This is a genomic window from Pseudomonas fluorescens (assembly GCF_018614775.1).
Lineage (GTDB): Bacteria > Pseudomonadota > Gammaproteobacteria > Pseudomonadales > Pseudomonadaceae > Aquipseudomonas > Aquipseudomonas fluorescens_BY.
This window is the reverse complement of sequence record NZ_JAGGOF010000092.1, coordinates 1-18,857: the sequence shown is the minus strand read 5'-3', so window position 1 is coordinate 18,857 and position 18,857 is coordinate 1. Positions and strand designations below refer to the sequence as shown.

The following is an 18,857-nucleotide window of genomic DNA, read 5'->3' as shown; positions in this document are numbered from 1 at the left end:
CGATCGCCTGATCGAAAACCACGCATGAGGTTTGCAATCGCGGCCAGGTCTCAAGCAATACCACCAGTGGCGAGGGAGCAGGCTTCCTCGCCACAAGCTTGCTACCTTCCTGAAGCCCGCGCCATACACCGCTGATAACGCTCATCCACCCGCTTGGCAAACCACGCCGTGGTCAACTTGCGAGTGATCTTCGGGCTCTTGAGCACGATCCCCGGCAGTACCGCCCGCGGCAACGGCTTGCCTTCGGCCTTTTCGGCCAATTCAAACACCCGCTTGTAGAGCTTGCTGTCCTCGAACGCCAGGCTGTCGCCCTGCTCCAATTGATCGCGAATGGTCGGGTTACGCATCCCCAACGATTTGCCCAGCGTGCGCACCGCCAGTTCCGTGCTGCCCGGCATGATCGAACCAGGCAGAATCAAATCGCCATCCAGTGCCAGGGAAATCCCTGATGCCCGACTCACCGCATGCTGGAACGCCGCGTTGCGGCTGGCGTACCACCCGGCATTGAAATCGGCGAAACGGTACAACGGTTCGGCATAGCTGACCGGATAGCCCAACAAGTGCGCGATACCGAAATACATCCCGCCCCGACGGCTGAACACTTCGCGACGAATCGAGCCATCCACCGTGTAGGGATAATTCCGGGTATTGGCTTGGGCAAAGGCGATGCTGACCTGCATCGGTCCCCCCGTGTGCACCGGATTGAAGCCATCGAACAGCGTCTTGCCCAGCGGCACCAGGCTGATGAAATCATCGAAAATATCACTCAGCTCTTTCTCGCTGCGCGCCGCATTGAGCCGATCACTGTAGCTTTTACCGTTGGAAGAGCGCACTTGGAGTGCAGCGCTGACCAACAGCCCGGGAATGTGCACTTTTGCTGCACGCCGATCGATCTCCTCCCGGGCAATCTTGCCCAGCCCCGGCACGGTCGGGTCGGCCTGGAAGGTTGACTCCTGTTCCGTCACCGCCAGGACCGCGCAGATGTTCTGTGTCGTGGGCGAGACTTGCTGGGCCGCGAACGCCACATAGATGTCACTGGCCCAGCCTTCACGGTCGGTCACCTTGGCCGGCAACAACCGCACGATCTGCTGCTTGACCTCATCAGGCTGGCGCCCAGGCTCCTGGGCCTGGCGACTGCCGCAACCGGCCAGGGCCAGCAGTGCGGCGAGACTGATCATCCATCGAGTGAGTTGCATGTGGCCCCATCAGATCCGTTAGTCCGCAGCAACCATACGACCAAATGCCAGGCAGGGCTATGTGCGTGCCTCAAAGATGATATTGGTTTCGCAGGAAAACCTGTGGGAGCGGGCTTGCCCGCGAAGGCATCAGCACATCCAAAAAGGATGCAAGCTGACCCACCGCTTTCGCGAGCAAGCCCGCTCCCACAGGGACTCTCCGGCGCTGGTTGCTCAAATCCCGCTCAATGCCAGATCCATCGCAAAGTAGGTGAAGATCAGGTCGGCCCCCGCGCGCTTGATCGCGCCAAGGCTTTCGCGCACGACGCGGGCTTCGTCGATGGCACCGGCCTGGGCGGCGAATTTGATCATCGCGTATTCGCCACTGACCTGATAAGCCGACAGCGGCAGGTTCGACGCCTGGCGAATGTCGCGGATGATGTCCAGATAGGCACCGGCCGGCTTGACCATCAGCGCATCGGCACCTTCCTGTTCATCGAGCAGTGATTCGCGCAGCGCTTCGCGGCGGTTCATCGGGTTCATCTGGTAGCTCTTGCGGTCGCCTTTCAAGGCACTGCCACCGGCCTCGCGGAACGGCCCATACAGCGCCGAAGCGAATTTGGTCGAATAGGCCATGATCGCCGTCTGGCTGAAACCGGCTTCGTCCAGCGCCTTGCGAATGGCCTGGACCTGCCCATCCATGGCCGCAGACGGTGCGATCACATCGGCACCGGCGCGGGCCGCCGCCACCGCTTGCCTGCCCAGGTTGACCAGGGTCCGGTCGTTATCCACTTCGTGCCCGTGGAGAACACCGCAATGGCCGTGATCGGTGTATTCGCAAAAGCACGTGTCGGACATCACAATCATTTCCGGTACCGCGTCCTTGCAGATCCCGGCCATGCGCGACACCAGGCCGCGCTCGCTCCAGGTGTCGCTGCCGTCGCTGTCCAGGTGATGGGACACGCCAAAGGTCATCACCGATTTGATGCCGGCACGGGCATAGCGCTCGATCTCGCCGGCCAGCTTGGATTCAGGGATGCGCACCACGCCCGGCATGCTCTTGATCGGCACGAAGTCGTCGATTTCTTCCTCGACGAAAATCGGCAGCACCAGGTCGTTCAGGGTGAACTCGGTTTCCTGGAACAGGCTGCGCAAGCTTGCATTGCGGCGCAGACGGCGTGGACGTGCTTCGGGGAACTGGCTGGACATGGGACTCCTGGGCAAATGGGCGCTCAAAACACAGGGAGCAAAGCTTATGCCCTGGCCGACCAGGGCACAAACGCCGGCTGGAAAACAGAGTGTTACCGGGCCGGCAATAATCACCTTACAACGTCAGCACGCCATTGATGCACGTCACCACTGCGCCACCAATCCAGACGTCATCACCCAATTGCTCGACATGGATTCGCCCCGCACGTCCCATCGTCAGCCCCTGGCTGACCACATAGGTCGAAGGCGCCAGCCCCTTGCCCAGCAGCCATTGCGCGAGCCCGGCGTTCAGGCTGCCCGTGGCAGGGTCCTCGGGCATGCCATCACCGGCGATGAAGCCGCGCACTTCAAATTGCGCGTCATCGCCATCCACGGCCGGATCCCAAGGCGCGACCACACCCACGGCCAGATTCTGCAACTGAGGGTAATCGGGCTTGAGCATCAGGACCTGCTGGCGATCCCTGAGCATCAGGGCCAGCCACCCTGCACCGTTGTCGACCCATTGCGCCTCGACCACCGCCTCGGCCTCCAGCCCAAGCGCGTTGCGGACCCGCTCCAGCAGATCGACCTCCAGCGGCCCGCTCTTGATCAGCGGTGGCGCCACGAAGGCCAGGCCATGCTCGCTGCGGCGAATCCTGACCAGGCCGACGCCACATTCCTGCACGATTTCCTGCCCTTTTGGCACGCCGCCGGCTTCGAGCCACGCATGACAACTGCCCAGGGTCGGATGCCCGGCAAACGGCAATTCGGTCGACGTGGTGAAGATACGCACCCGATAATCGGCCTGCGGATGCTGCGGCGCCAACAGGAACGTGGTCTCGCTGAGGTTGGTCCAGTTGGCAAAGGCGGCCATGCGCTCGTCACTCAGCCCATCGGCGCCGAACACCACCGCCAGCGGATTGCCCTTGAGCGGCACGTCGCTGAACACGTCCAGCTGCTTGAAATCGAAGCGGCTGCTCATTGACGTGCTCATTCCGGGATCTTCAAGCCGCGAGCAACCGCCGGCCGCGCCAGGAAGCGCTCCAGTACCCGCGTCACGTTGGGGAAATTCTGGATACCCACCAGATCACCGGCCTCGTAGAAGCCGATCAGGTTGCGCACCCACGGAAAGGTCGCGATGTCGGCGATCGTGTAGCGCTCACCCATGATCCAGTCGCGGCCTTGCAGACGGCCGTCAAGGACCTTGAGCAGGCGCTTGCTCTCCTCGACGTAACGGTCACGCGGGCGCTTGTCCTCGTAGTCCTTACCCGCGAATTTGTTGAAGAACCCCAATTGCCCGAACATCGGCCCGATCCCGCCCATCTGGAACATCAGCCACTGGATCGTCTCATAGCGCGCGGCGGACTCCTGCGCCAACAGCTGGCCGCTTTTGTCCGCCAGATAAATCAGGATCGCTCCCGACTCGAACAACGCCAACGGCTGATCCCCCGGCCCATGGGGATCCAGAATCGCCGGGATCTTGTTGTTGGGGTTCAGGGACAGGAACTCGGGAGACAGCTGGTCGTTGCTGCCGAAGTCCACTTTATGAGGCTCATACGGCAAGCCGATCTCCTCGAGCATGATCGAGACTTTCACGCCGTTGGGGGTTGGCAGCGAATAGAGCTGGAGCCATTCAGGGTATTGAGCGGGCCATTTCTGGGTGATGGGGAATGGGTTCAGGTCTGGCATGGTTGCACGTTCCGAGAAGAATGGATGACCGAGGATAATCCAAATCCCGCAAGACCTCATGAACGTGATGAGTTCAGTCTGTCGTTCTTAATTTCGCAACATCCTGTCGCTAATGTTCATCCCATCTCCTGGAAGGAGCCCGCCGCAGGATCGAACCAAAGGGCCTCAATGGACTCTGAACAATGCCCCGAGGAATCGAAGCGGCGTAACGACAGGGAAACCACCCGAGGCCAGGGCTTCGCGGTGCCGGGGTTTGTCAGCCTGATTCGAGAGTTATTCGATGATGAATCCACTGAATTTCGCCAAGCGTTTCAAACACCGCTCGTGGCTGTTGTTGCCCACGCTACTGGTGGCCTGTGGCCTGGCGCTGTCGCTGGAGTCCAGCGTCAGTCGCGCGCAGCCCGTCGACGGGGTCCAGACCCTGGTGTTCCTGCGTCACGCCGAGAAACCCGCCGGCGGCCTGGGCCAGCTCAATTGCCAGGGCCTCAACCGAGCGATCGACCTGGCCACCTTGCTGCCGGAAAAATTCGGCAAGGCCGACTATGTGTTCGCCGCCAACCCCACTCGCAATGTCGAAGAGGGTGAGCTGGACAACTCCTACAGCTATATTCGCCCGCTGATGACCATCAGCCCCAGCGCCATCAAGCTCGGGCTGCCAGTGAACATCAGTTATTCGGCCAACGACACCAGCGACCTGGCTGAGGAGCTGCTGCACGACAAATACCACAACGCCACCATCTACACCGCGTGGTCCCATGGCTATCTGCCAGAGCTGATCAACAAGGTTGCCGGCGAGGCCGTGGGCAAGAAACAGACCATCACCGAAGACTGGGCCTCCGGCGATTATGACTCGTTGTACGTACTGACCCTGACCTGGCACAACGGTAAGGCCAGCCTCTCCAGCCAGAGCTACAAGCAAGGCCTGGATAACGGCCAGGAAGCCTGTCCGACATAACCCGTCGGCACTTCCCACCCATCCGGCAGATCACTCGGGTGGGGCACTGGGGTATGATGCGTCCACTCACCCACTGCCCGGACCCTTCTCCATGTCTTCAACCTCTGCAGCTCCGGTTCGGGGCTGGTCGTTCTGGTGCAAACCTGCCCTGTTCCTGCTGGTCGCCTGCGTCGGCCTTTACTACGTCAAATGGTCGCCCTACTACCTCAAGGCGTTTGTCGCCGCCGACAACCACAACATCGGCGGCTCGATCCTCAACGATGCCCAGACCGCTCCGCTGACGGCGGCCCTGGCCTACGCCAGGGTGTACTTCCTGGCCATCTGGAAGGCCGCAGTGCTGGCGGTGATCCTCGGTTCCCTGCTGCAGGTGCTGATTCCCCGTGACTGGTTGTTGCGCCTGTTCGGCCGCGCCGGTTTTGCCTCGACCCTGCGTGGTGGCCTGTTCGCCCTGCCCGGCATGATGTGCTCGTGCTGCGCCGCGCCAGTGGCGGCCGGCATGCGGCGGCAGAACGTTTCGGTAGGCGCGGCGCTGGCCTTCTGGATCGGCAACCCGGTGCTCAACCCGGCCACCCTGGTGTTCATGGGCTTTGTGCTCGGCTGGGGCTTCACCGCCCTGCGACTGGTGGCGGGTATCGTGCTGGTGTTTGGGGTGTCGATGGTGGCCCAACGCATCGCACGGCCCGAGACCTTGCCCGAGGCAGCCGTGGAAGCGGTGGCCGAGGCCAGTGTGGTCGATGCACAACCGTTCCTGATCCGTTGGGGCCGGACCTTGTGGCAGCTGTTCTGGAGCACCATTCCGATCTACGTGCTGGCGGTGCTGGTCCTGGGCGCGGCACGGGTCTGGCTGTTTCCCCATGTCGACGGTGCCATGGCCGACAGCCTGTTGTGGCTGGTGCCGCTGGCCGTGGTCGGCACACTGTTCGTGATTCCCACCGCGGCGGAAATCCCGATTGTGCAGACCATGATGACCCTGGGCATGGGCACCGGCCCGGCCGTGGCGCTGCTGATGACCCTGCCGAGCATCAGCCTGCCGTCCCTGTTGATGCTGCGCAAGGACTTCGATGCCCGGGTGCTGGTGACCGTGGCGCTGTTGACCATGTTGGTGGGTATTGTTTGTGGACTGGTGGGGGCGGTGGTGCTTTAAGGCGCCAAGGTTACCACCAGCCGCGCTGCCACCATCGCGAGCAGGCTCGCTCCCACAGGGATTGGTGTGATGCGTGTCAGGCCGTGCGGGACGCTCGTTCACGCAGGTAGGCCAGCACCGCGTCCTGCGCCCCTGAAAACTCGATGCGCAGGCCTTTCTTTTCCCGTTGGAACACGTACATCGGGTCGTAATATTCGCGCAGCAAGCCTTCGATCCAGCCGCGGTGCAGGTCGACGGCACCGCTGCGAACCTGCTCGGCCAAGGCGGCTTCCATGATGATCATCAAGCGCCGGTGGCGGTCGCCGCCCAGGCGCTTGTGGATGTTGTCCAGGCTCGCCAGCAGCCGCTCGGAAAACAGCGCAAACCCTTCGTCGCCGTGTACGGTTACGAATTCGGCACACAGGTTGATGACGTAGTCGCGCAGGATCCGCTCGACCCGCCGCTCCACGCTGTCTTCCAGCCAGACCATCGGAACCTGCTGCATGCGCTGGAACAACGACAGTGGCAACGCGCAGCTGCCGACCATGCGGCTCTCGTCTTCCAGCACGAATTGTTCGATACCGGCGGCACGCTTTTTCAGCACATCCACCGCCAGGCGATTTTCGAAATCGATATTGGACGGTTGCCCGGTGGCGCGTTTGCCGAAACTCGAGCCGCGATGGTTGGCATAACCTTCGAGGTCCAGGCCGTTTTCCAGCTGGATCAGTACTTCGGTCTTGCCCGTGCCAGTCATGCCACCCAGCAGCACCAGGTCACATTGACCGACCGCCTGCTCGACGGTCTCCAGCAGGAACGTGCGCATGGCCTTGTAGCCACCGCCGACCCTGGGGTATTCAATGCCCGCTTCGTCCTTGAGCCACTGCTGGACGATCTGTGAACGCAGGCCTCCGCGAAAGCAATACAACAGACCGTCAGGATGGGTCCGGGCAAACTCGGCCCAGGCCTGGATGCGCTTCGCCTTGGTGTCGCCGGACACCAGCTGGTGCCCCAGGACAATCGCCGCTTGCTGCCCTTGCTGTTTGTAACAGGTGCCGACCCGTTGCCGTTCGCTGTCGGTCATCAGCGGCAAATTGACCACGCCAGGAAATGCGCCCTTGAGAAATTCAATCGGCGCCCGGGTGTCCATCATTGGCCGATCATTGAGGAAGATGTCGCGGTAATCGGTAATGTCATTGGCCATCATGACACCTCGACCGCGTGGGTCTGTCGCTCGACCAGTTCGCCAATCGGCGCCAGTGCAAGGCCGAGCTCCACGGCGACCCGGAGAAACTCGGCTTCGCCTTCCGGGGTGACGGCAATCAGCAAGCCACCGCTGGTCTGTGGGTCACACAGCACACGCTTGTGCAGTTCCTGGACCCGACCGACCTTGCTCGCGTAGCTGTCGTAGTTGCGCAACGTACCGCCCGGCACACAGCCCAGGTCGAGGTAATACTCGACGCTTGGCAGCCGTGGCACCGCGTCGTAGCGAATACGCGCCGTCAACTGGCTGCCGTCGGCCATTTCCACCAAGTGCCCGAGCAGGCCGAAACCGGTGACGTCGGTCATCGCCGTCACACCGTCGAGCTTGCCGAAGCGGCTGCCGGGCTTGTTCAGGGTGCACATCCAGTCACGGGCCAGGCCGACGTCGGCGGCGCGCAACTTGCCCTTCTTTTCGGCGGTGGTAAGGATGCCGATACCCAGGGGCTTGGTCAGGTACAAGCGGCACCCTGCGGTGGCAGTGTCGTTGCGTTTCATATGGCGCTTCTGCACCAGGCCGGTGACCGCCAGGCCGAAGATCGGCTCCGGCGCATCGATCGAATGCCCGCCGGCCAAGGGTATGCCGGCCTCGTCACACACCGACCGTCCGCCGCGAATCACTTCCCGGGCAATCTCCGGCGCCAGCACATTCACCGGCCAGCCGAGAATCGCGATGGCCATCAGCGGATCGCCACCCATGGCGTAGATATCGCTGATGGCGTTGGTCGCGGCGATGCGACCGAAATCGAACGGGTCGTCGACAATCGGCATGAAGAAATCGGTGGTCGAAACGACGCCACGCTCTTCGTCGATGGCGTACACCGCGGCGTCGTCCCGGGAAGCGTTGCCGACCCACAGATCAGGGTCAAGGTTCTGCGCGCCGCTGCCGGCCAGAATCACTTCCAGCACCTGGGGCGAGATCTTGCAGCCGCAACCGGCGCCGTGGCTGTACTGGGTCAGGCGAATCGGCTCGCTCATGGGCACACCTCTCGTAAGTCAAGGTGACCGAGTCTACCAGCATCGCCGGGGCTAAGCGCCGCGCACGATGAGCGCCGAACGCCCGTGCCTGCCTCCCTTTGGTGCCTCTGCGAACGATAGCGCAAGATCCGATGCAGGGTCTTTGACCAAAAGGCCAGGAAAAAACCCTGATTCCTTTGTTTTTCAAGCCCGTGTGAAATTCTGGTATGAGATGTGCAAACGTTTGCGCAGTCCAGCCATCCCCTGCGGATCGACTGCCATTCTTTCAAACACGGACCCGGGCTTCGGCCCGCACGGACAAGGACTTTCCATGCACTTCACTTCCCGGCGCTGCACCTCGCCCGGCGGATTGGCCGCCTGTCTCCTCCTCAGCGTCGTTACCGGATTACCCAGCAACAGCGCCCTGGCCCAAACCAGTGAAACGTCTGCCCAAGGCGAAGCGCTCAGCCCTGACGCCGCACCCGCGAAAAAAGGCGCCTACCTGTCGGATTGGTACAACCAGGACCTGACGATCATCGGCAGCAAGGACATCAGTTTCGGTCCGCAACCGACCGACGACGTGTACCTGGAGTACGAATATTTCGGCCGCAAGGGGCCATTCGAACTGTATGGCTACATCGACATTCCGAAGATTTTCGACATCGGCAACAGCCACGACAAAGGCGTCTGGGACCACGGTTCTCCAGTGTTCATGGAGCACGAGCCGCGTATTTCCATCGACACCCTCGCCGGCCGCAGCCTGGCCATCGGGCCGTTCAAGGAGTGGTATGTGGCGTTCGATTGGATCTACGATCACGGCAGCAACAGCGCCAATCGCGCCAATACCTTGTACAGCGGTCTGGGCACTGACATCGACACCCATTCGCGGGTGAACCTGTCGGCCAACTTCTACGGTCGGTACCAGTGGGAAAACTACGGCGCCAGCAATGAATATTCCTGGGACGGCTACCGCGCCCAACTCAAATACATCGTGCCGATCAGCCAGTTCAGCAACGGCGCTTCGTTGACGTACATTGGCTTCACCAACTTCGATTTCGGTTCGGACCTGCACAAGGACAACCCGGCGCGCACCGCCAACGCCACGGTCGCGACCAACGTCTTGCTGTATTCCTTCACGCACCTGCGCTTCACCCTGGTGGGCCGCTACTTCCACAACGGCGGCAACTGGCAGGACGGCAGTGAGCTTGACTTCGGCGACGGCAACTTCCGCGCGCGCTCCGAGGGCTGGGGGTATTACGCGGGGGTGGGTTATCAATTCTGATCGGTCGCTGCCCATAGAAACACCCATTTCAACGCCATGGAGGTCACGAAAGCATGATCAATCGCCTGTGTATTTCACTCGCCCTGACAAGCGCTGTCCTGCTCAGCCCAACCGCCGGAGCGGCACCGCCGCTGCAACCCAAAGTCCTGTTGATCACGATGTTCGCCCCGGAGGCGCAGAACTGGATCGAGCGCCTGAAGCTCAAGGATGAAATCCGCGTGCCGGGGCTGTCCGCCGAATACCCGACTATCCACTGCAACGCCGAGCGGGTCTGCCTGCTGATCACCGGCATGGGCCAGACCAACGCCGCAGCCTCGACACTGGCCCTGGCGCTCGCCCCGAACATCGACCTGCGCAAAAGCTATTTCCTGGTGGCCGGGATCGCCGGTATCAACCCGCACCGCGGCACCCTCGGCACCGCCGCCTGGGCCCATTATCTGGTGGAGTTTGGCACCCAATGGGAGCTCGACTCACGGGATGTGCCCAAGGACTGGCCCACCGGCTACCTGGGTATCAATACCAAGGGGCCGAACGAAAAGCCGCCGCTGGACTACAAGACCGAAGTCTTCGAACTCAATCCGGCCCTGCAAGCCAAGGCCTTTGCCCTCAGCCAGAACGTGAGCCTGACTGAAAGCAAGGCATCAGCCGCCTGGCGCTTGAAATACCCCTACGCGCCGGCCAACCAGCCACCGGTGGTCACCCGCTGCGACACGCTGGCCGGTAACACTTGGTTTTCCGGTACGCGCCTGAGCGAACGTGCCGAAGTCTGGACCCGCCTGCTCACGGATAACAAAGGCGTGTACTGCACGACCCAGCAGGAAGACAACTCCACTTATGAGGCCTTGCTACGGGCCAGTCGCGAAGGCCGGGTCGACATCAACCGGCTGGCGGTGCTGCGCGCCGGTTCCGACTTCGATCGTCCCGAACCCGGCGGCAACGAGGTGGACAACCTGCTCAAGTACGCCGACCAGGGCGCCTTCGTCCCGGCCCTGGAAAACCTGTTCCTTACCGCTAACCCGCTGGTGCAAGAGATCCTGAAGAACTGGTCGGCGTGGGAGCACGGGGTGCCTGGGGCCTGATTCTTGCGGGTACCCGAACCTCCGTGGCGAGGGAGCTTGCTGTGGGAGCAAGGCTTGCCCGCGATAAAAGCGATGCGGTCGTCCAGAAATCGTGGCGCCTGTTTCGCGAGCAAGCCTTGCTCCCACAGCCCGGTACGCATCAACCCAATGGAATTTTCCAATCCCCAAGGGATCACTTGAACATCATCCGAGCGCACCTCCAGGAGACTGCCGATGTCACAACCCCCTGCCGCCGCCGACAGCACTCACCTTGACTACGGTCTCGACACCCTGTTTGGTCGCGAGACAAAAAGCGTCGAGTGCCAATTCGACGTCAAGCGTCTCGATGACGGCGAACCGCCTTGGTTCGCGCTGCACGTTCGACCACCGCTGCCGGACGACCTGCACAAGGCCCAGATCGTGGTATTCAGCGCCGAAGGCCGACGCATCAGCGCGATTGTCCGGCGAACCGAGCGCCTGGCCGATGACAGCCTGCAACTGGACGTCGAACCTGACTGAACCGCTCAGGCCTGTCGTGTGCTGCTGCGATACATGAACACCAGCGCCAGTGCCAGGCAAGCCATCGCCAGGACCCGGCTGCCGGACAGCTCGATGGCCGGGTTGCCCAGCCAGCCGAAGTTGTCGATCAGCATGCCCATGCCCAGTTGCCCGACGATTACCGCCACCGTTGCCACGGCGGTCCCGACCCTTGGCACCGCCCCCACCATGACCATCATGTAGACCACGCCAAACAGCGCACCACTGAGTTGCCATTTCGGCACCTCCAGCAAAGAAACGGCGTGGGCCGGCTCGAAAAATATAATCAGCAGGCCAGTGGTCACCGTGCCCACCGTAAAGGTCAGCAGACTGCTGCGCAGCACACCGACGGTCTGCCCCAGGCGACCATTGATGGCCGCCTGCACGCTCAACACCGCACCGGCAGCCACGACCACCAGCAACAAAACAAGAACACTCATAGTTCAACCTCTGGCAATCAGGACAAGGGCCACGACGATCAACCCCAACGCCAGCCAGCGCTCGCCGTTGACGCGCTTGCGAATCGCACCGAACCAGCCGAAATGATCGATCAGCACGCTCTTGCCAACCTGGCCGGAAAGAATCGCAACCATGGTCATGGCGATGCCGATGTGGGGCGTGGCGAGCGTGAGCACCACCACGTAGATCGGCCCCAGGAAACCGCCGATCAGTTGCCAGCGAGGCAGTTCGTGCAAGGCCGGGCCTTGCTGCCGGCCACTGAGCAGCAATAACAGGAAGAGAATCGCCGAGCCGACGCCAAAGATGCTCAGGGTGGCCCACAGATGCCCGACCTGTACCCCGAGCGGCCCCAGCAGGCCGGCTTCCACCGACAAGCCCATGCCGGCCAGGATCACCAGCGGCAGTAAAAGCCAGCGCAAGAATGGCCGGGGTTTGGCAGCCGCCGTCATCGGCGCGGCCTCGCTGAGTGAAGACGCTCGCATAGTCACAACCTGTTTGTAGAGAACAATGACGGCCATTATCGACTGGCGGTACTGTGCGATAAATGGGAGCATTGCGATAACACTTTTGCTTAAAACGCACAGGATGAATGCCTATGCAGGGTCTCAATGAACTGGGCTTCAAGGCGCTCCGGCTGTTTGTCGCGGTGCTCGATCACGGCAGTTTTTCGGAAGTGGCCCGGCGCGAGGGCTTGGCCCCCTCATCGATTTCCCGGCAGATCCAGTTGATGGAGCAGGCGCTGAACCAGCAGTTGCTCTATCGCCACACCCGCGCCGTGTCCCCCACCGAAGCCGGTCGCCTGCTGGGCCACCACGCGCGCCTGGTTCTGGTGCAACTGGAGGAAGCCGAGCAGGCCTTGCAGGAACAGCACAGCGAACCGTCCGGCCTGGTACGGATCAACGCCCCGGTGGTGTTCGGCCAACGTCACCTGAGCCCGTGGCTGGGGCAGTTGTGCGAGCGCTATCCGAAGCTGCAACTGGAGATCCAGCAGACCGACAGCTACGTCGACCCGCTACAGGAAGGCGCCGATTTGCTGTTTCGCATCGGCCCGTTGCACGATTCCGGCATGCAGGCGCGGATCCTTGCGCCCCACCGCTTCCAGATCGCGGCCAGCCCCGCCTACCTGGCCCGCCATGGCGCGCCGCTCAAACCCCAGGACCTGGCAACCCATCAATGCCTGGCCTACAAAGGCGCGGCCGGCCAGCAGCGCTGGTTCTTCCGCCGCCCTGGCCAGGCCTGGACGCCGTACAGCGTCAAGGGCCCCATCACTGGCAACCACGCCGACACCCTGACCCAGGCCGCCGAACAAGGCCTTGGGCTGGTGATGTTCCCGTCGTGGCTGATCGGCGAAGCCGTGCGCAACGGCACCCTGGTGCCGGTGCTGCGCGAGTACGAAGCGTCCAACAGCCTCGAACCCCAGCAGATCGCAATTCTGTGGCCCGGCAGCCGACGCTTGTCGGTGAAGGTTCGCACGGTGATCGATTTCTTCCTCGAGTGCTTTGGCGAAGTGCCGTATTGGGATCGCTGACGTTGGCAGCGCTTTTGAATGTGGGATCGAACTTGCGATAGTGGTGTATCAATCACATAAAGCGTTGCCTGACACACCGCTATCGCGAGCGAGCTCGCTCCCACAGGGGAAACACGGTCGCTTCAAAAACAGGTCGACTTTTCGAGAGTGACCCGCTGTAAAAACGGAACCATTAGCCGCCGTTACCGCAGCAACGGATATGTACGCGGTAAATCTAAATAACAGGTTCGTTCGGCACAACGCCCATGGGATGATCGCCTATCAAGCACGACCACCCGTGGAGAGTTTCAATGTCATTGCTGAGTAAACACGCCGCCACCCTGCTGCTGACGGCCATCGCCAGCCTGACCATGGTGCCTGCCCACGCAGCCCAGCCAAAACCCACCGGCGAGGCACAGGCGCAGAAAGTCTCGATGCTGGCCGGCAAATTCGTCTTCACCTTGCCTAAAGGTTTCACGGCCACGCCGCTGCCTGCGGGGGAGGTCGCCCAGGGCACCGCTGGCGCGACGGGGACGATGTACAGCAATGCCACCAGCCGGACGGTAGTGATCGCCGCTGAAAACACCATTGCCGACGGGACAAATGTGAAGGATGACGACGGCGCGTTCCTCGACACGACCATGGCCGGCTTCGCCGCTCAGCGTACCCAAGCACTGCCGGACGCCAAGATTCTCAGCGAAAAAAGCCTGACCCAAAAAGGTAGTGGCCTGGGCCTGCGCCAACTCGACACCAGCGCCACCCAAGGCGGCGGCCCTACCCTCGACACTACCCTGCTCGGTGCCTCCGGCACGCGCGTCGCGGTGGTGCAAATCATCTCCCGGGCCAGTGACAAGGCCGGTCATGAGGCGTTGGTGAAGCAGATCGCCAGTGGCAAGTGAAGGGTTGCCGGGGTGTGCCTGAGGGACCGTGTTGCTGCCATCGCGAGCAGGCTCGCTTCCACAATGGATTTTTGAACGACCTTGACCCTGTGGGAGCGAGCCTGCTCGCGATGGCGTCAGCCCATTCAACCGCTCATGCCTAGGGATTGAGCCGCTCCAACCACGCTCGCAGGTCCTGCACTTCCAGGGCGCTGATGGTGTGGCCGACGCCGGGGTAGGCATGGAATTCCGGCTCCAGCGCCAGGGTCTTCAGCAACGTGTTGGCCTCGGAGCCGTCGTGGTAGGGAATGATCGGGTCCGCGGTGCCGTGACCGATGAACACCGCCAGTGTCCGTCGCGACTCTTCAGGGTTCAATTGCCCGCGCAGCACTGACAGGACCCGTCCGCCCATCGCCGCGATGCCACCGACGGCGTCGGGGTGTCGCAGGGCCACTTCGTAGCTCATCATCGCCCCCTGGCTGAACCCCACCAGATAGACGTTGCTCGCGTCGGTCGGGTACTTGGCCCTTGCCTTCTCGATGAAATCCAGCAACGCCTGGCCGCTGGCCTTCAAATCCGCGAGGTCACCGTCATAGGCGCCCTCGCCCGCCTTGGCAAACCACTGGTAGCGCCCCGGCTCCAGGGTCTTCGGTGCGCGCACCGAGAGGTAGTTGTAGTGTTGGGGCAGTTCGTCCCTGAGTTCGAACAGGTCCTCTTCGTTGCTGCCGGAACCGTGCAGGAAGATCACCAGCGGTCGATTCCTGGCCTGCTCATCGGCCTGGGCCAGGTAGTTGAGCGGCAAGTCCGTGTGCAACTCGGGTTGGGCCTGCACGCCGCACGAAGCCAGCAGTAGAAACAGGGCGAACGCTCTAAACATCAATTTTCCTCCATCGTCCGAAAAGCCGCATGGCAAAAACCGTGCGGTGCGGTAGACAGCACTTATCAGTCGTTGATCAATTTCCCCGCCCGAATCGGCTCCCGTCCGGCGACTTTAGCCTGCCAGATCCCCGGCTGGGTGTAGCGTCCACGATCCAGGGCGAACAGCACGCCGCTGGTTCCAGCCCGCACGGTAGTGACCCGATCACTCAATGGATCAACCACTTCGAACAACGGATCGCCCTGCTCCACCCACTCTCCGGCCTCGCGCAAAAAGCTCACGACGCCATGGTGCGGCGCGAACAGGTATTGCGTGCCTTCGAAGGGAAAGCCTTCGCAGCAGTCGGCCGGTGCCGGCGGCCAATCGCCGCTGATGAAGCCTTGCTCGGCGAGGAAACCCAGGATCGCTTCGCAGTTGGCCCGGGCCTGCTCCACTCGGGTATCGCCCATGCTGCCCAGCTCCAGCGTCGTCGCCAGGTTGGCCGGCGGGATCACCGCCTCGGGAAAGGCCTTGGCCAGGCGCAACCAGGGTGAGGAGCAGGATTCGTCGAACGAGCTGCCGCCAGAATCTTCGCACAGCAACGCCACGCCGGCTTTCAACCGTGCAGCCAGGGACCGCCATTGCGGCCAGTGCTGCGGCAAGGCATACAAATGGATCGCCGCCTCGAAATCGCAATGCAGGTCCAGGGTGATATCGGCGTCGCAGGCATGCCGCAGCAGCAACCGATGCAGCGCTTCGAGTTGCGAGGGTGGGGCCGGCAGTTCATCCAGGACCTGGGCCATGGTCTGGCGGATCAGCGTGATATTGGCGGCCGGGTCATCGCCGAGGCGCTCACCGATGCGTTGCGCCACCGGAGCGCTGAGTTCGACGAAGGAACGGTTGAAATTCTTGCCGCTGCCCAGCTCGAAACGGCCCATGTGAGCGCTTTGCAGATGCTGGTCCAGGCCGATGGGGTTGGCCACCGGCACCAGCTCGATCACCCCCTTGAGCAGGCCCTGGGCCTCAAGGTCGTTGAGCCGCTGCTTGAGTTCCCAGGCGGTGCGCATGCCCGGCAACTCATCGGCGTGCAGGCTGGCCTGGATGTAGGCCTTGCGCGGGCCATGGCCATAACGAAACACACTGAGCCGGCGCTCCGTGCCCAGGTGGCTCCATGGCAGGGTATGGTCGATGCGTTGCATGAAATCTCCGGATGACGATGTTTCGACAGGGGGCAGGGTAAAACAATCGCCCAAGAAAAAGGTGGCCGACCGGGTCAACGGCGGGCCACCTGCGTTTTCAGCCTGGGTATTCAGCGATTAATGCCCGTAGACATCAAAGGCGAAGTATTTGTCCTGCACCTTCTTGTACGTGCCGTTGGCGCGGATTTCGGTGATGGCGGTGTTGAATTTCTCGGCCAGGGCCGTATCGCCCTTGCGCACCGCGATGCCGGCGCCGCCACCGAAGTACTTCGCGTCTTCGTAGGTCGGGCCGACGAAGGCAAAACCTTTGCCGGCGTCGGTTTTCAGGAAGCCTTCGTCGAGGTTGACCGAGTCGGCCAGCATCGCGTCGAGGCGACCGGCGACCATGTCCAGGTTGGCTTCCTGCTGGGAGCCGTAGCGCACCAGGTCAATGCCTGCCGGCACCAGCACTTCGGTGGCGAAGCGGTCATGGGTACTGGCCCGCAGCACACCGACTTTCTTGCCCTTGAGTTCGGTCAGCGGGTCCTTGACCGCGCTGCCTTCCTTCATCACGAAGCGCGCCGGGGTGTGGTAGTACTTGATGGTGAAATCGACGTTTTTCTTGCGGTCGTCAGTGATGGTCATGGACGACAGGATCGCGTCGATCTTCTTCACTTTCAGCGCCGGGATCAGGCCATCGAACTCCTGCTCGACCCAGGTGCACTGGACCTTCATCTGCGCACAAAGCGCGTCACCGATATCGACATCGAAGCCGGTCAACTTGCCATCGGGGGTTTTCATCGAGAACGGAGGGTAGCCGGCTTCAATCCCGAGACGGATAGGCTTGGCTTCTTCGGCCATGGCCGACAGCGACAAAACGGACAGTGCCAGGGCACCGAACATAACTAGCTTCTTCATTCTTGCTCCTGAGTGCGCAGGGTTTTTATTGGTGAGTTATTGGCAGATTCATAGGCAGCATTCGGTCAAAAAAACCGAAGTGGCCGGAGTCTAGAGGGGCACTCGGGAGGGGAATTGTTTAGAGGCGACAAATAGTTATAAAAATGCACAAAATGAAAAGCGATACCCTGTGGGAGCGGGCTTGCTCGCGAAAGCGGCGTGTCAGTCACTGCTCCCTGTGCTGACACACCGCCTTCGCGAGCAAGCCCGCTCCCACCAAAAACATCAGCAATCGCAGCGGATGGCCGTGTCCGCCACGCGCTCTACCAGGCCCGTCAGGCGAAAACCTTCGTCGAGCCAGCCCATGACGCCACCGATCATCTCCTTGACCGGGTAGCCCAACGTTGCCAGGCGAACCGCCGCCTTGTTCGCGCCGTTGCAATGCGGACCGGCGCAATACACCACGAACAGGGTGGTCTTGGGATAGCTTGCCAGCACCTCGGCAGTGAGCGACCGGGTCGGCAGGTTGATCGCCCCGGGCACGTGCCCGCGTTCATAAGCCAACGGTCCACGGACATCCACCAGCACGAAGTCGACTTCGTCGACCTGCTGGCTGGCGTGGACGTCGGAACAATCGGTTTCGAAGGCCAAGCGACGGCTGAAATGCTCCAGGGCGATATCGGATGGGGCGGCAGGCACTTCGCGAACCAGGCTAGTCATCGGGTGTACTCCAAGTGTGATGAGGGCATGAACGGACTTTATCCGCTCAAGGCTTACCGCTACAGTGGCGTACAAGACACTCTGTGGGAACTTTCCGACAAATGCAGCCTAACCCCGGTCTGGTCGCGATCCTTGCGTACGACGGCTTGTGCACCTTCGAATTCGGCGTGGCCGTCGAGATCTTCGGACTGGAGCGACCCGAATTCGAATTCCCCTGGTACGCGCACCGGATCGTCGCGGTCGATGACGGCCCGCTGCGTGCCATGGGTGGCTTCCAGATACTGGCCGACGGCGGCATGGAACTGCTCGAAACGGCCCGGACCATCGTCGTGCCCGGCTGGCGCAGCCGCAGCGAGCCGCCGTCCGAAGCCCTGCTCGACGCACTGCGCAGGGCCCACGCCCGCGGCGCGCGCCTGCTGTCCATCTGTTCGGGAGCGTTCGTCTTGGCCGCGGCCGGGCTGCTCGATGGGCTGGGGGCCACCACCCATTGGCGCCATACCGATGAACTGGCCGAAAGCTTCCCCGCCATCCTGGTGGACCCCGACGTGTTGTACGTGGACTCCGGACAAGTCATCACCTCGGCCGGCAGCGCCGCCGGCATCGATGCCTGCTTGCACCTGGTGGCGCGGGACTATGGCGTGCAGGTCGCCAACACGGTAGCGCGCCGACTGGTGATGTCACCGCAACGGACGGGCGGCCAGGCGCAGTTCATTCCATCGCCGGTCAGCCGCACGCCACGCAGTGACTTGTCGAGCGTCATGCAATGGGCGCGCGAACGCCTGCATGAACCCTTGGGCGTGCGCGAACTGGCGAGCCAGGCGGCCATGAGCGAGCGCACGTTCCTGCGGCATTTCACCCAGGCCTGCGGCGTGTCCCCCAAGGCCTGGCTGCAACACGAACGCCTGGCCCGGGCCCGGGAGTTGCTGGAAAGCACAGAGGACAACACCGACAACATCGCGCAGTTGTGTGGCTACCGTTCGGTGGAAAGCTTTCGCGTGGCGTTTCGCAGCGTGGTGGGGCTGGCGCCGTCGGTGTACCGGGAGCGGTTTGGGCGGGGGTGAAACCGGCTGGCTGAACGGTGCGAGGCTTGCCTCAATACCTGCCAGTCAAGACAAAACCTGTGGGAGCATAGCTTGCTCGC

20 protein-coding genes are annotated in these 18,857 nt (G+C 62.2%); 8 read left to right on the top strand and 12 right to left on the bottom strand.

Translation table 11 applies throughout. The features are described 5' to 3' along the window. Nucleotides 1–101: 101 nt before the first annotated feature. The 4 genes from J7E36_RS21460 to J7E36_RS21445 form a co-directional block, all read right to left on the bottom strand. On the bottom strand, nt 102–1,196 hold the full coding sequence (locus tag J7E36_RS21460; protein ID WP_215007505.1) for a DUF1615 domain-containing protein: 1,095 nt from the start codon (nt 1,194–1,196) through the stop codon (nt 102–104). A 213-nt stretch (nt 1,197–1,409) separates the two neighbouring features. After that, nucleotides 1,410–2,384 (bottom strand): porphobilinogen synthase, encoded by a 975-nt coding sequence (hemB, locus tag J7E36_RS21455; protein WP_215007502.1) that lies wholly within the window; start codon nt 2,382–2,384, stop codon nt 1,410–1,412. Nucleotides 2,385–2,499: 115 nt separating this feature from the next. Continuing rightward, nucleotides 2,500–3,345 carry a PhzF family phenazine biosynthesis protein gene (locus tag J7E36_RS21450; protein WP_215007499.1) on the bottom strand — a complete coding sequence of 282 codons (846 nt, stop codon included), beginning with the start codon at nt 3,343–3,345 and terminating at the stop codon, nt 2,500–2,502. An 8-nt stretch (nt 3,346–3,353) separates the two neighbouring features. Next, nucleotides 3,354–4,052 carry a glutathione binding-like protein gene (locus tag J7E36_RS21445; RefSeq protein WP_215007496.1) on the bottom strand — a complete coding sequence of 233 codons (699 nt, stop codon included), beginning with the start codon at nt 4,050–4,052 and terminating at the stop codon, nt 3,354–3,356. Between the two features lie 280 nt (nt 4,053–4,332). Between J7E36_RS21445 and J7E36_RS21440 the strand changes: the two genes are divergently transcribed. Together J7E36_RS21440 and J7E36_RS21435 are read left to right on the top strand one after the other, a co-directional pair. Then, the gene (locus tag J7E36_RS21440; RefSeq protein ID WP_215007493.1) at nt 4,333–5,007 is read left to right on the top strand and encodes a histidine phosphatase family protein; all 675 of its coding nucleotides are present in this window, start codon (nt 4,333–4,335) and stop codon (nt 5,005–5,007) included. 91 nt (nt 5,008–5,098) lie between these two features. Next, complete coding sequence (locus tag J7E36_RS21435) at nt 5,099–6,151, top strand: permease (RefSeq protein ID WP_215007490.1); 1,053 nt, start codon at nt 5,099–5,101, stop codon at nt 6,149–6,151. 76 nt (nt 6,152–6,227) lie between these two features. Here the strand turns inward: J7E36_RS21435 and mnmH are convergent, their stop codons facing one another. Both mnmH and selD read right to left on the bottom strand, forming a co-directional pair. Further along, the gene (gene mnmH / locus J7E36_RS21430) at nt 6,228–7,331 is read right to left on the bottom strand and encodes a tRNA 2-selenouridine(34) synthase MnmH (protein ID WP_215007534.1); all 1,104 of its coding nucleotides are present in this window, start codon (nt 7,329–7,331) and stop codon (nt 6,228–6,230) included. After that, nucleotides 7,331–8,365, bottom strand: coding sequence for a selenide, water dikinase SelD (selD, locus tag J7E36_RS21425; RefSeq protein ID WP_215007488.1), 1,035 nt, complete (start codon nt 8,363–8,365; stop codon nt 7,331–7,333). Before selD ends, mnmH begins: the two co-directional genes overlap by 1 nt. Before the next feature lie 310 nt (nt 8,366–8,675). Between selD and J7E36_RS21420 the strand changes: the two genes are divergently transcribed. The 3 genes from J7E36_RS21420 (at nt 8,676) to J7E36_RS21410 (ending at nt 11,203) form a co-directional block, all read left to right on the top strand. After that, nucleotides 8,676–9,626 (top strand): nucleoside-specific channel-forming protein Tsx, encoded by a 951-nt coding sequence (locus J7E36_RS21420; RefSeq protein ID WP_215007485.1) that lies wholly within the window; start codon nt 8,676–8,678, stop codon nt 9,624–9,626. 53 nt (nt 9,627–9,679) lie between these two features. Next, entirely contained in the window at nt 9,680–10,705 is a 1,026-nt protein-coding gene (locus tag J7E36_RS21415; protein WP_215007482.1) for a purine-nucleoside phosphorylase, read from the top strand. Nucleotides 10,706–10,918: 213 nt separating this feature from the next. Continuing rightward, nucleotides 10,919–11,203 carry a hypothetical protein gene (locus J7E36_RS21410; protein WP_215007479.1) on the top strand — a complete coding sequence of 95 codons (285 nt, stop codon included), beginning with the start codon at nt 10,919–10,921 and terminating at the stop codon, nt 11,201–11,203. A gap of 5 nt (nt 11,204–11,208) precedes the next feature. Here the strand turns inward: J7E36_RS21410 and J7E36_RS21405 are convergent, their stop codons facing one another. After that, complete coding sequence (locus tag J7E36_RS21405; protein WP_215007476.1) at nt 11,209–11,661, bottom strand: DMT family transporter; 453 nt, start codon at nt 11,659–11,661, stop codon at nt 11,209–11,211. A gap of 3 nt (nt 11,662–11,664) precedes the next feature. Next, nucleotides 11,665–12,162: a DMT family transporter gene (locus J7E36_RS21400; protein WP_215007473.1), complete on the bottom strand. Its 498-nt coding sequence runs from the start codon at nt 12,160–12,162 to the stop codon at nt 11,665–11,667. A 113-nt stretch (nt 12,163–12,275) separates the two neighbouring features. Between J7E36_RS21400 and J7E36_RS21395 the strand changes: the two genes are divergently transcribed. Together J7E36_RS21395 and J7E36_RS21390 are read left to right on the top strand one after the other, a co-directional pair. Continuing rightward, entirely contained in the window at nt 12,276–13,208 is a 933-nt protein-coding gene (locus J7E36_RS21395; protein WP_215007470.1) for a LysR family transcriptional regulator, read from the top strand. A 290-nt stretch (nt 13,209–13,498) separates the two neighbouring features. Further along, the gene (locus tag J7E36_RS21390; protein ID WP_215007467.1) at nt 13,499–14,086 is read left to right on the top strand and encodes a hypothetical protein; all 588 of its coding nucleotides are present in this window, start codon (nt 13,499–13,501) and stop codon (nt 14,084–14,086) included. A 139-nt stretch (nt 14,087–14,225) separates the two neighbouring features. Here the strand turns inward: J7E36_RS21390 and J7E36_RS21385 are convergent, their stop codons facing one another. From J7E36_RS21385 to J7E36_RS21370, 4 genes are all read right to left on the bottom strand, one after another. After that, the gene (locus J7E36_RS21385; RefSeq protein ID WP_215007464.1) at nt 14,226–14,942 is read right to left on the bottom strand and encodes an alpha/beta hydrolase; all 717 of its coding nucleotides are present in this window, start codon (nt 14,940–14,942) and stop codon (nt 14,226–14,228) included. A 65-nt stretch (nt 14,943–15,007) separates the two neighbouring features. Next, complete coding sequence (locus tag J7E36_RS21380) at nt 15,008–16,120, bottom strand: M14 family metallopeptidase (protein ID WP_215007462.1); 1,113 nt, start codon at nt 16,118–16,120, stop codon at nt 15,008–15,010. A gap of 117 nt (nt 16,121–16,237) precedes the next feature. Further along, nucleotides 16,238–17,017, bottom strand: coding sequence for an ABC transporter substrate-binding protein (locus J7E36_RS21375; RefSeq protein ID WP_215007459.1), 780 nt, complete (start codon nt 17,015–17,017; stop codon nt 16,238–16,240). A 264-nt stretch (nt 17,018–17,281) separates the two neighbouring features. Beyond that, the gene (locus J7E36_RS21370) at nt 17,282–17,716 is read right to left on the bottom strand and encodes a rhodanese-like domain-containing protein (RefSeq protein WP_215007456.1); all 435 of its coding nucleotides are present in this window, start codon (nt 17,714–17,716) and stop codon (nt 17,282–17,284) included. Between the two features lie 101 nt (nt 17,717–17,817). Between J7E36_RS21370 and ftrA the strand changes: the two genes are divergently transcribed. Continuing rightward, nucleotides 17,818–18,777, top strand: coding sequence for a transcriptional regulator FtrA (gene ftrA, locus J7E36_RS21365; protein WP_215007453.1), 960 nt, complete (start codon nt 17,818–17,820; stop codon nt 18,775–18,777). The last annotated feature ends 80 nt before the right edge of the window (nt 18,778–18,857 follow it).

Bases quoted from the DNA above. Each gene is read 5' to 3' on its own strand.
- J7E36_RS21460 (WP_215007505.1), bottom strand. From the start codon at position 1,196: ATGCAACTCACTCGATGGATGATCAGTCTCGCCGCACTGCTGGCCCTG.
- hemB (WP_215007502.1), bottom strand. From the start codon at position 2,384: ATGTCCAGCCAGTTCCCCGAAGCACGTCCACGCCGTCTGCGCCGCAAT.
- J7E36_RS21450 (WP_215007499.1), bottom strand. From the start codon at position 3,345: ATGAGCAGCCGCTTCGATTTCAAGCAGCTGGACGTGTTCAGCGACGTG.
- J7E36_RS21445 (WP_215007496.1), bottom strand. From the start codon at position 4,052: ATGCCAGACCTGAACCCATTCCCCATCACCCAGAAATGGCCCGCTCAA.
- J7E36_RS21440 (WP_215007493.1), top strand. From the start codon at position 4,333: ATGATGAATCCACTGAATTTCGCCAAGCGTTTCAAACACCGCTCGTGG.
- J7E36_RS21435 (WP_215007490.1), top strand. From the start codon at position 5,099: ATGTCTTCAACCTCTGCAGCTCCGGTTCGGGGCTGGTCGTTCTGGTGC.
- mnmH (WP_215007534.1), bottom strand. From the start codon at position 7,331: ATGGCCAATGACATTACCGATTACCGCGACATCTTCCTCAATGATCGG.
- selD (WP_215007488.1), bottom strand. From the start codon at position 8,365: ATGAGCGAGCCGATTCGCCTGACCCAGTACAGCCACGGCGCCGGTTGC.
- J7E36_RS21420 (WP_215007485.1), top strand. From the start codon at position 8,676: ATGCACTTCACTTCCCGGCGCTGCACCTCGCCCGGCGGATTGGCCGCC.
- J7E36_RS21415 (WP_215007482.1), top strand. From the start codon at position 9,680: ATGATCAATCGCCTGTGTATTTCACTCGCCCTGACAAGCGCTGTCCTG.
- J7E36_RS21410 (WP_215007479.1), top strand. From the start codon at position 10,919: ATGTCACAACCCCCTGCCGCCGCCGACAGCACTCACCTTGACTACGGT.
- J7E36_RS21405 (WP_215007476.1), bottom strand. From the start codon at position 11,661: ATGAGTGTTCTTGTTTTGTTGCTGGTGGTCGTGGCTGCCGGTGCGGTG.
- J7E36_RS21400 (WP_215007473.1), bottom strand. From the start codon at position 12,162: ATGCGAGCGTCTTCACTCAGCGAGGCCGCGCCGATGACGGCGGCTGCC.
- J7E36_RS21395 (WP_215007470.1), top strand. From the start codon at position 12,276: ATGCAGGGTCTCAATGAACTGGGCTTCAAGGCGCTCCGGCTGTTTGTC.
- J7E36_RS21390 (WP_215007467.1), top strand. From the start codon at position 13,499: ATGTCATTGCTGAGTAAACACGCCGCCACCCTGCTGCTGACGGCCATC.
- J7E36_RS21385 (WP_215007464.1), bottom strand. From the start codon at position 14,942: ATGTTTAGAGCGTTCGCCCTGTTTCTACTGCTGGCTTCGTGCGGCGTG.
- J7E36_RS21380 (WP_215007462.1), bottom strand. From the start codon at position 16,120: ATGCAACGCATCGACCATACCCTGCCATGGAGCCACCTGGGCACGGAG.
- J7E36_RS21375 (WP_215007459.1), bottom strand. From the start codon at position 17,017: ATGAAGAAGCTAGTTATGTTCGGTGCCCTGGCACTGTCCGTTTTGTCG.
- J7E36_RS21370 (WP_215007456.1), bottom strand. From the start codon at position 17,716: ATGACTAGCCTGGTTCGCGAAGTGCCTGCCGCCCCATCCGATATCGCC.
- ftrA (WP_215007453.1), top strand. From the start codon at position 17,818: ATGCAGCCTAACCCCGGTCTGGTCGCGATCCTTGCGTACGACGGCTTG.